The sequence below is a fragment of the Pseudoscardovia suis genome (assembly GCF_002797875.1).
In the GTDB taxonomy this organism is placed as follows: domain Bacteria; phylum Actinomycetota; class Actinomycetes; order Actinomycetales; family Bifidobacteriaceae; genus Pseudoscardovia; species Pseudoscardovia suis.
Genome location: NZ_PGFC01000013.1, coordinates 1 through 10,604 on the forward strand (window position 1 = coordinate 1; position 10,604 = coordinate 10,604).

8 protein-coding genes are annotated in these 10,604 nt (G+C 48.2%); all 8 read right to left on the reverse strand.

What is annotated here, in order from left to right; genetic code table 11:
* Window positions 1-249: 249 nt before the first annotated feature.
* Complete coding sequence (locus tag CLV65_RS08515; RefSeq protein ID WP_094691501.1) at window positions 250-1,419, reverse strand: glycosyltransferase family 4 protein; 1,170 nt, start codon at window positions 1,417-1,419, stop codon at window positions 250-252.
* Between the two features lie 64 nt (window positions 1,420-1,483).
* Window positions 1,484-2,437, reverse strand: a complete 954-nt coding sequence (locus tag CLV65_RS08520; RefSeq protein WP_094691500.1) for a glycosyltransferase family 2 protein — start codon at window positions 2,435-2,437, stop codon at window positions 1,484-1,486.
* 12 nt (window positions 2,438-2,449) lie between these two features.
* The gene (locus CLV65_RS08525; protein WP_144441895.1) at window positions 2,450-3,703 is read right to left on the reverse strand and encodes an O-antigen ligase family protein; all 1,254 of its coding nucleotides are present in this window, start codon (window positions 3,701-3,703) and stop codon (window positions 2,450-2,452) included.
* A 58-nt stretch (window positions 3,704-3,761) separates the two neighbouring features.
* A complete protein-coding gene (locus CLV65_RS08530) occupies window positions 3,762-4,490 on the reverse strand; it encodes a glycosyltransferase family 2 protein (protein ID WP_094691498.1) in 729 nt (242 codons plus the stop codon).
* Window positions 4,491-4,493: 3 nt separating this feature from the next.
* A complete protein-coding gene (cps2T, locus tag CLV65_RS08535; protein ID WP_094691505.1) occupies window positions 4,494-5,714 on the reverse strand; it encodes a beta 1-4 rhamnosyltransferase Cps2T in 1,221 nt (406 codons plus the stop codon).
* 443 nt (window positions 5,715-6,157) lie between these two features.
* Window positions 6,158-7,618: an oligosaccharide flippase family protein gene (locus CLV65_RS08540; protein WP_094691497.1), complete on the reverse strand. Its 1,461-nt coding sequence runs from the start codon at window positions 7,616-7,618 to the stop codon at window positions 6,158-6,160.
* A gap of 260 nt (window positions 7,619-7,878) precedes the next feature.
* Window positions 7,879-9,123: a nucleotide sugar dehydrogenase gene (locus tag CLV65_RS08545; RefSeq protein ID WP_094691496.1), complete on the reverse strand. Its 1,245-nt coding sequence runs from the start codon at window positions 9,121-9,123 to the stop codon at window positions 7,879-7,881.
* A gap of 199 nt (window positions 9,124-9,322) precedes the next feature.
* On the reverse strand, window positions 9,323-10,348 hold the full coding sequence (gene rfbB / locus CLV65_RS08550) for a dTDP-glucose 4,6-dehydratase (protein WP_169713389.1): 1,026 nt from the start codon (window positions 10,346-10,348) through the stop codon (window positions 9,323-9,325).
* Window positions 10,349-10,604: the final 256 nt, after the last annotated feature.

Sequence of the window (10,604 nt, forward strand, 5' to 3'; positions counted from 1 at the left end):
CCTGTCCACCGCGCTGGGGAGCAAGTACGCGGACGTGACGATGGAGTACGGCAGGTCCACGGACCAGGTGCTCGTCGGCAACTGGGACGGCAAGTGACCTTTCCCACCGCGACTGCGCGACATCCAGAGGATTGATTGAAGGGCGGGGCACCATGACGGGCCCCGCCCTTCAACCAAATACACAACAAACGACGAATTCCTTGATTCCTATCTCTTTACTCCGGGCTCAACAGCTCTGTTGGAGAATCGTTATTCTCCGTCCAGGACACTGGAAACGATAAGATTAATGTTCTTTCCGCTGTTCTCGCCAGTAAAACGAAGCGCAGACTCATACCCGCGGCCTATTAAAGTATCGAGCTGGCTCTTATCAGAGGTTTCCGAAAGAGAAGTGAGGATGTCTGCAAGCCCTGCCGAGTCCCCGCACCGGAATAAAAAACCAGTGGACTTATCCTTTATTAGCTCGGGATTCGCACCGGTGTCCGAAGCAATCACGAGCATTCCCGCCAGCAATGCCTCGATTGTCACGCGCCCAAAAGCTTCACATTCAGAGGGAACCACCGCGATATCGTTCTCCGCCCTGATGGTATCCATGTCCTTCACCAATCCAAGAAAGGTCACGCTCTCCGACAATCGAGAATCTGCAATCAGTTGCCGGACCTTTCTCGCGTAGTCTTGATCCTGAATCTTTCCCGCGAAAGAAATATGGAATGCAATACCACGCTGCTTTAAGATTTTGGCGGCAGAAATCACATCCATCTGTCTCTTACCTGGCTGAATCGAACCTGTCACCAATATACGCAGAGGGTAGCGAATCGAATGTAATTGCATTTCGGTGCTTACCAGTGGAATATCATTATAAACAACACGAATCTTGTCTTCAGAGATATGCTGTTGATATTTCTTTGCAAGAGCGCGAGAAATCACTATTATTCTCGCCGATTGGGAAGCTATACGATAAAACCACTTTCTTCCGAGCAAAAAATGAAGATGGTGGTCCTCCTCGCAAAATTCTCGTATATGCCAAATATGCGGAACTTTACTTCTTGAAGCTGCCCTAGCACCAACTGTAATAACACTAGTATTCGTGTATACTAGTGTTATCTTATTTTCCGCAATGAAACGTCGCAGCTTATGGACTGCAATAGTGTTCAGCAATTCTTTCACACAACATTTTGCGAAAGATCGAAGTGTATCCGCAACCGATCCCCTACGATAGACTGAGGTCCAATATGAAAAGACAACAGGAGTTATATTGGATTCCCTTAATCTATCTTCGATTACTTCATTATGCTCTGGCAACATACAGAACCAATCGAATCGTGAATGATTTGCCATCTCCTGGAGAGAGCTTAACATCGACATAGAAGCACCACTCAGAGATGCCGCATCATGAAATATGACCAAGATTCTCTTTTTCAATGCCCACTCCTAATTTTGCATAACAGGAATAAAACAGATTAGCAGCATGTGCACAGTTGCTAATCTACCAACCAATAGAGTCTTCGTATTCCAACAGGATATTGCCAGCTGAAACACTATTCTGGCGCTGAAATTCGCTTTTCTTGCTATTGTTCCCCAGTAACGCCTCTGTGGCACCGTCGTCATAATGGAACACTTGAAGACAGGGGTCATACCATGTTTTCCACTGATTAGTTGCACACCGAATCGCAAGAATATCCTCTTCGCAATAGAGAAATGTCTCTGGCTCGAAAGGAAGCTCGTGCGTTTTTACGAACAAAGGCGTAAAAATAAGTGCAGCTCCTTGCAACAATGCGCCTTTATGAGGAGTGAGCGATCGAGTCTGCGCCGATTCCACTCTCTTTTCCCTCCAACGTTTCAGCATTACGCGGACGCCTGGGATTTGTTCCAAAGGCTTCACAACGGACCAACGTAAACGTTTTGCAAGAGGAACTTCAGAGCGAATTTTGCGCTTTGAAGAACCGGTGCTGTTCAAATATATATTTTCAATCGTCTCCTGACGTGTTGGCAGATTCAAACGAATTGGGCTTTGATGAAGCAACGTACGCTTTGCAATAATATCTGGTCCAATAACGTACGCCTGTGTCTTCGAAAACACATCTAATAGTAAGTGCAGAAAATTCTTCTGTAGAATCTCTACGTCATTGTTAATTACTGCCACGAAATCAGGGCGGAGGTTCTCCATTGCAAAACGATAAGCTATGTTATTTGCCTTGCTGAAACCGACGTTCTCCTCATTGAAAAGAAAATGTATTCTTGCATCATCTCGGTATTTCTCTTGCACTATTTCAATGGAACCATTATGCGAACCATTATCAATAACAACGATATCCATGGAAATATTGTCATCGGCAGAGCCGCCATCAAGTCCGCTCAAAGATTGAAGACACATATCTGTCAAATCTGCGGACAAAAAATGTAACACGATAAAAACTACATGCATTGAGTTATCCCCCATAGAAATGCCGCCTCAAACACTTTTGCCCATGCAATCGGATTGGGAATCGCAAAGTGCAAATCCTAAAGCTAACGTGCATATTATGATAGGTTTATCGTAACACTCAAAGAAGAAAATAGCAGCCAGCAAGAAAATAATCAAGACAATTGCAAGAAAAGGCTGGAGTAGAGAAGCCATACCGTCTTGACTCGATACTTGTCTGAGTGACTTCACGGCTGTTGCTATTTTTCCTACCGCAATAACCGTGAGCACAAGAAACCCCAATAGACCCAAATCAAATATGGTCGTCACATACTGGTTATCTACCGTATAGAATCCTTCGGACACAAAGGATATGTTTTCCGAACTGAGGTAATGGACCAAAGAGCCATAGCCATGCCCGAGAAGTTTTTCCGAAACAGAACCATCTGCAATGTAATTTGAAAGGAAACGCAACGAACCCGCTCTTTGTAGATATGATCCCGAATCCCAGAGTTTTGAAAACCGAAGGCTAAGCTGAGTATAAAATGAAGAGTCCAAAAGTAGCACGAGGACCAATGGGATCGCTGCCAAGGCGACAACAACGGAGGCTTTGATTGAATCTAGCTTGGGGATATGGATACCCCGTGCCACTAATACGCATAACAACGCAAACGGAAGCGTAATGTATATTGAACGAGTCTGAGTTGCAGCGGCAGCAAGAAGCGAAACTACGACAATAACCAGGTAACGTGATTTCCTGAAACGCCAATAGAAGGCGCTAGCGAGAATCACTGTAGAAACCGCGAAGACCGCCGCTGTAATCGGGTGAGCCGTCAAACCTGTTACACGGTATTCACTTGGGTTATCTCCGTGGAACGCAGCAATCGACAACAGCTGCAGCCAGGGATTCGAATGTGTTACTGCTTCGAATACGCATAGTACCGAATGCATTGCCGCAACAATCAGGACCGCTTTCAGCATGAAAATCTCTTTGAAACAAGATTCCATACAATCGCTGAACATGGAATAGGCAACAATTAGAAGAAGACAGCAACAATATATGCTACCGCTTGAATAACCGAAAAATTGGTAATACAGCTGGAGGATGGAAAGGACTATCGCCGCCGCGGATAACGTACCTTTCTTCTTACTAGAGGGAAAGACAATCAAATACCCCAGCGCCACAATCATGAAAAGCGCATTTACCGATGCTTTCTTTTCAAAATAGGCATTAAAGAGCAGAAGTAGAAAAAGATATACAACGGAAAAGCCAAAGGACACCCGTTCTTGACCCAATCCTGTCACAGCAAGACGCCTGGGTGGAAGGAACGTCGTCTTCGTATTCGTCATTCCAGTAAATCGATTATTGACCATTTCCGCGGAACTTTCGCTTCAGTAGTTCTAACACAAGATACTTTCGATTCGAAATCATACGATGAATCGAACTTCTCGAGAAAGAAGAAGCATTATTACCATGACGTCGGTAAAGGCCTAAGACATCGGGGAGGAATACAACTTTACCGAACAGCAAACATACTAAACCAATCCATTGGTCGTGCATGGGTACCTTTTCAGGAATAGGCAAGACATAGCTACGCATATCTGAACGGATAGCCATAGCGCTCCCCATAAAGGAATTCTTAATGAGATTATTCAACAAGCCATTCTTTGATCCCCTGAATGCATAAAAGGACGGCTCAATTGTGGTCAGAGATTGATCCACTACCCGAACATCGTGGACGATGCATGCAATATCCGGATGTTTTTCAAAGTATCCAGTTACTGTGGATACTTTGTCATCGAGCCATACATCATCCTGATCGCTCAGGAAAATCAAATCACCAGTAGCTTTCCCAATCGCGTACGCAAAGTTAGCGACGATACCCCTTCGCGGCCCTTCAAGCATTCGAATAAGAGGGTATTCTTGCTGAAGTTCTCGAATCAGAGTTTGAGTACCATCAGTTGAGCCATCATCGCTAATCAGCAACTCATCGTCTGCTGAGAGTTGCTTGACGATAGATTCCACTTGAGCTCGTAAATACTGAACACCATTAAAACTCGTCATTACTACACTGACACGAAAATTGCGCATTCTTCAATCGTCCTCGTCGATTTCCGAGCTTCGCGAATGGGCAGAGCCACAGATATCAGCAAACAACTTTTTGTAGGAACTTGCAATTAAGTCCCAACTGTAACCAGACGAAATACGAGCTTTCGCCCGCTTCGAATACTGTTCAATCTCAGCTTGGGGGAGCGTATCCACGGAATTAATCAGTGTCCTCAAGCTACCGTTTTTTTTGGTCCAGTACAATGCTGCGTCAAGACCAACTTCATGATTAAACCCGACGTCTAACAATAAATTGAGAGATGTACTCCCGAGAGCCTCCAACAGACTTGGATTAGTTCCCCCCACCTCATGGCCATGAATATACGCGTAGGCGTGCGCACGCACCTCCGTCAACAGCTCTTGATCGTAAATGGTCCCAACAAATTGTACACGCGGATCTTGGTCGAAGCGCGTTTTCTGCCGAAGCTCTTTCCAAAAGCGAGAGTTCTTATCTACGTTACTTACGATTACCAATGGCCTCTTTGTGCTCGATGCCAGGTACTCCCGTAACATCGTTTCGTAATTATTCTCAGGGACGAAACGGCCGACGATTAAATAGTAGCCATGGTCTTTCAGCCGATTCCGTTCCAGCCACTCGACAATCTTCCCAGAGGGATCATCACCCAATCTTGAATAAACTTCCGCTCCATAGGAAATATATCTCGTATTAGGACTGTACTTTCGATATTCCGTCTTAATGTATCTCTCGATATTGATGCTGTCGCAAATCAGCAAATCTGCGAACCTCACCGTGAGCGCCTCAGAGAGCTTCCAATATTTCTTCACAGGCTCAGGCCATTTCGCTCTCAGCCATTCATGCCCATCAGGGTTGACGAGCAATACGCCACCTAAGCGATGTAGCTCCCTATATAGGGGACGCAGAAATGGACCGATACGACACGTCAGCATATAGACGATAGGACGTTCAATTCGGTGTTGTTTAATATAGGACAGACTTCTCCGGAAAGCCATAATGTCATAAGAAACCGCTTGAGCGGCGCCTATATTCGGCACATGCACCCCGAAACAAGCTGCATTATGATATGTGAATTCGCAGGAACGATCAGATTTACACGCAACGTGATACTGAATCTCATCGTCATCTTCATGGTATTCGGTTAGTTTATCAACGAAAGTCTCATATCCGCCATATTTCGCCGGAATCCCTTTGCAACCGATAATAAAAACATGACAGACTCGTGTCCCCATAGCAGCACCCCTCTCGGACAAACTCAATGTCTGCATAATAAACTAATGCCACGACCGTCGAGATAGCATCCGAATTCCTTACGCACTTCGGCTCTCCTACCCTGCATAAAAAAGCATGATGCGCGTCACGTGATGGTTCTCATTCGCCAAACCAAAACGAAAACACGGGAGGCGCAACTATACCCGAGGGCATCATACGGATTGACCAGCACGTGCTCGAGACAGGGTTTGGCCCGCTCATCGCCGACAACACCACCGAGTTCTTCTACGTGATGTTCGAAAAGCCAATTAAATTGCCAGTCCCGAGCACTACGAGCGTTCCAGCTGCGAACCCCTACTAGCCCATCATCAAAGAGTGCTTCAAGAGCATATCGAGAACCCACTGTAGCCAACACTATGGAAACACTATGATCTTCACTCATGCAACCAAATTGTAGACAAAACTACTCATGTTTATGAACAATCGTCGATAATCGCTTGAATGTACTCGAGATAAGTTCTTTCGCCATATCATTACCAGTAATTATCTCAATGAGAGCATAGGCTACCATGGACCCAAAAACAGCGAGAATAATCCTCAGAAGACTCTGAGATACGAACGTCTCCACAACCCAGCAAACCCCTGCAACTGCGAGGCTCCCCAATAGAATAGAAAAAACAAACTTCGATGAGAAAGAAGGAACGTAGATTTTTCGAGAGGAATATCCTACATGGCACAGAATGTAAAGCTCCGATAGCAAGGTTGTGAATGCGGCGCCGTTAATTCCCCAAAGAGGTATGAAAAGAAAATTAAGGCCCAAGTTCATTAGGGCTGCGATGGAAGTCGCCACGAGGAAATCCCCTTCGAGCCGAAAAGGAATCAAGATGCCATTTGCAAAGAAGCAATTGAAAACAGAGAAAAGGAGCGTAACGCTCATTATCCGCAACACAATTGTTCCAGAGGCATACTCCTCACCTGAGAGAACAACAATGATGTCCTGACTCAAGAAAGCCAACCCGATTGAGGCTGGAATAACGACCGTAAGAAGAACACGAAAAGTATTATCAAGCAGTCGCTGAATCGCTCTGTCGTCGTTTCCGGCAATCAGTGCCGACAGTCGCGGAACCATTACATAAGTCATTGCATTAAATGCGCCTTGAATGACAGTGTAGATTTTAACCGGCAGACTGTAAAGCCCCACGGCTCGCGAGTCCTTGAGGATGCCGAGCAGAGTTTGGTCCGACGACAGATAAATAACTGATGCAAGGTTGTTGGCGAATAGCGTCAAGATGGCACGGATATGCTGCTTTAGATGAAGATGCCGGGTTAGACGGACCTTCACATAGCGACGCACATACCACAGATTGCAAATATTGCCTCCAAATGTCGGCAGGATTGTACAAAATGCATAGATTGCGGAATCATTGGGAGAATGGACGAAGATTAGTAGCGCAAGCAGAGATAGCACCTGAAAGCAGATGTACCGAATCGTTAGGTACGCATAATCTTCAAAGACGGTGTTGATCCAATCCATGCCAAAGGTATTTGCTGCGATGGCGAAGGATTGGATGACAAGAAGCGCAATGTAAGCGCGTTCCCCCTTCCAACACAACAGGAGAATAAACAGTAACACATATGCAAGGGCACATGAGACCACATTTATGCTAAACACCTCGGAAGCGAACTGCGCTAATTTTTGTTTATCCTTACGTATCCTTGCACCCTCGCGAGTGGCATATGTTGAAATACCCAAACCAGCAAGAAGCACGAAATAGCTAATGATGGAATTCGTATAGTTTACAGCACCGTAGTCCTTTGCACCAAGGATTCTGGTTGCATAGGGCACAGTAATAAGAGGAAAAATCGTGGAAACGACTTGCTTAGAAAAGTTTAGCAAGGCATTAACCTTTATGGATTTCGCCATTAATAATTCCTTGCTTCTCGCAGACTCAAGCTAACGTAGCCATACATATTGTTAGTCTGATACAACTTAAGTACAGATGACCGTTTTCTGAGCATACAAATATAACAATTACTTGCAGAGGGAGCAGCACATAGCACAATCAGCCAAGATAATGTACCAAGCTTAGTATACGTTCTGCACCCACCACTTGCAGGCAGGTGCAGAACCTATCGAAAATGCAGCAGAACAACTCGTCATGCAATGAAATTACGACTTGATAGCTAGTCCCTCTTGAACAGATCCCTCGTATACACCTTGGGAGCCACGTCACTCAGCTCATCATTCCAGCGATTCGCGAGAATGAGGCTGGAACGCCTCTTAAAGTCCTCAAGGTCATGAGTGACTTCCGAGTGGAAGAAGTCAGGAGCATCAAGCGTAGGCTCGTAGACAAGCACGGTGATGCCCTTCGCCTTGATGCGCTTCATCACTCCCTGAATCGAGGACTGACGGAAGTTGTCAGAACCAGACTTCATTGTTAGCCTGTACACGCCAATGATGGGATTCTCGACACCCTGAACTCGACGAACAGCTTCTGACGCAATGAAGTCCTTGCGAGTAACGTTGGAATCCACGATGGCACCGATGAGGTTCTGCGGCACATCCTGGTAATTCGCAAGCAGCTGCTTCGTATCCTTGGGCAGGCAATAGCCGCCGTAACCGAAAGACGGGTTGTTGTAATTGTTGCGAATGCGCGGATCGAGGCACACCCCCTGGATAATCTCCCGCGTGTTGAGGCCGCGAGACTCCGCATATGTATCGAGCTCGTTGAAATACGCGACGCGGAGAGCAAGGTACGTGTTTGCGAAGAGCTTGATGGCCTCGGCTTCGGTGGTGCCGACGATAAGAGACGTGATGCCCCTCGTCCCATCCGCATTCACACGTTCTGCTTCGCCATCGGCAGCGCCTTCGGCAAGCAATCTGGCGAAACCATGAGCAGCCTTCACGGCTGTGACATCATCGCCAGGAGCACCAACAACGATGCGGGATGGATGCAGATTGTCATACAGCGCATGACCTTCGCGCAGAAATTCCGGGCTGAAGATGATACGACGGTCGGAATATTTCTCGCGTACCTGCTGGGTGTAACCAACCGGAATCGTAGATTTGATCACAATCCATGCAGTCTTGTTCACTGCTCGAATCGCTTCAATGGCGGCCTCGACAGAAGATGTATCGAAGTAATTGCGTTCCGAGTCATAATTCGTCGGCGTAGCGATGACCGCATATTCCGCATCTGTATACGCTTCATTTGCATCCAGTGTTGCAGTGAAATCAAGAGGACGGCTGCCATTGGCATCGCCAGTGAGGAACGCTTCAATCTCCCGGTCCTGAATCGGGCTCTTGTGTTGGTTCAGCAACTCAATCTTCTGCGGAACGATGTCAAGAGCCTTCACCTGATTGTGCTGAGAAAGCAGCAGTGCCACGGAAAGTCCCACATAACCGGTACCTGCAACCGCAATACGCATTAGTTTACCTTTCTGACGCCACCCTGTGCTATCAATCCCCCTGACCGATAGCTTTCATCAGGAATTCAAATTAACTATATCACCGAGTAAAAAGAGCACAGCATCTATATCCAAGACTGGGGGTTCTTGAATCTAGACACCGTGCCCATCTCATATTAGCAAGAGAACCGACCCAACCGGTTCCTTCTCACTACTGCGCTCACTGGCCTTGCTGCTTGTAGCGTTCCTCGGTCGCGGCCTTGGTCTTCTCCCACCACTCCGGATGCTGCGTGTACCAGTCGATCGTCGCCTTGAGACCCGACTCGAAGTCCGTATGCTTCGGCTCCCAGCCCAGCTCCGTGCGCAGCTTCGTCGCGTCGATCGCATAACGGCGGTCATGGCCCGGACGGTCCTTCACATGGTCGAACGCATCCTCCGGCTGGCCCATCAGGCGCAGGATCATGCGCAGCACGTCGATGTTGTTCCTCTCGCCGTTCGCGCCGATCAGGTACGTCTCGCCGATACGCCCCTTCGTCAAAATCGTCCACACCGCGGAGGAATGGTCCTCCGTGTGGATCCAGTCGCGCACGTTCAGGCCCGCGCCATACAGCTTCGGGCGCACGCCCGTCAGCACGTTCGTGATCTGGCGCGGGATGAACTTCTCCACATGCTGGTACGGGCCGTAGTTGTTGCTGCAATTGCTGATCGTCGTGCGCAAACCATACGTGCGCGTCCACGCGCGCACCAGAAGGTCCGAGCTCGCCTTCGTCGACGAATACGGGCTCGACGGATGGTACGGCGTGCTCTCCGTGAACTTCGCCGGGTCGTCCAACGCCAGGTCCCCGTACACCTCGTCCGTGCTGATGTGATGGTAACGGATGCCGTACCTGCGCACCGCCTCCAGCAGGCGGAACGTGCCCACCACGTTCGTGCGCACGAACGGCTCCGGGTCCGCGATCGAATTGTCGTTATGCGACTCCGCCGCATAATGCACGATCGCATCATGACCGGGAACGATCCTGTCAAGCAGCTCCGCGTCGCAAATGTCGCCCTTCACGAAATCCATGCGGTCGTCCGGGATGCCGGCAAGGTTCTCCAGGTTCCCCGCATACGTCAGCTTGTCAAGCACCGTCACATGCGTCTCCGGATGGTGGTCCACCACCCAATGCACGAAATTCGAACCAATGAAACCAGCCCCGCCCGTCACAATGATGTTACGGGGAGCAAAAACCTCAGTATCAACCATGGCACCCATCATAACCGAACACAAGTACCGGGCAGAGCCTTCGAATAGGCGGGCAGTCACACACCTTGTTTGTGGGTATTGGGTTGAAGGGCGGGGCCCGTCATGGTGCCCCGCCCTTCAATCAATCCTCTGGATGTCGCGCAGTCGCGGTGGGAAAGGTCACTTGCCGTCCCAGTTGCCGACGAGCACCTGGTCCGTGGACCTGCCGTACTCCATCGTCACGTCCGCGTACTTGCTCCCCAGCGCGGTGGACAGG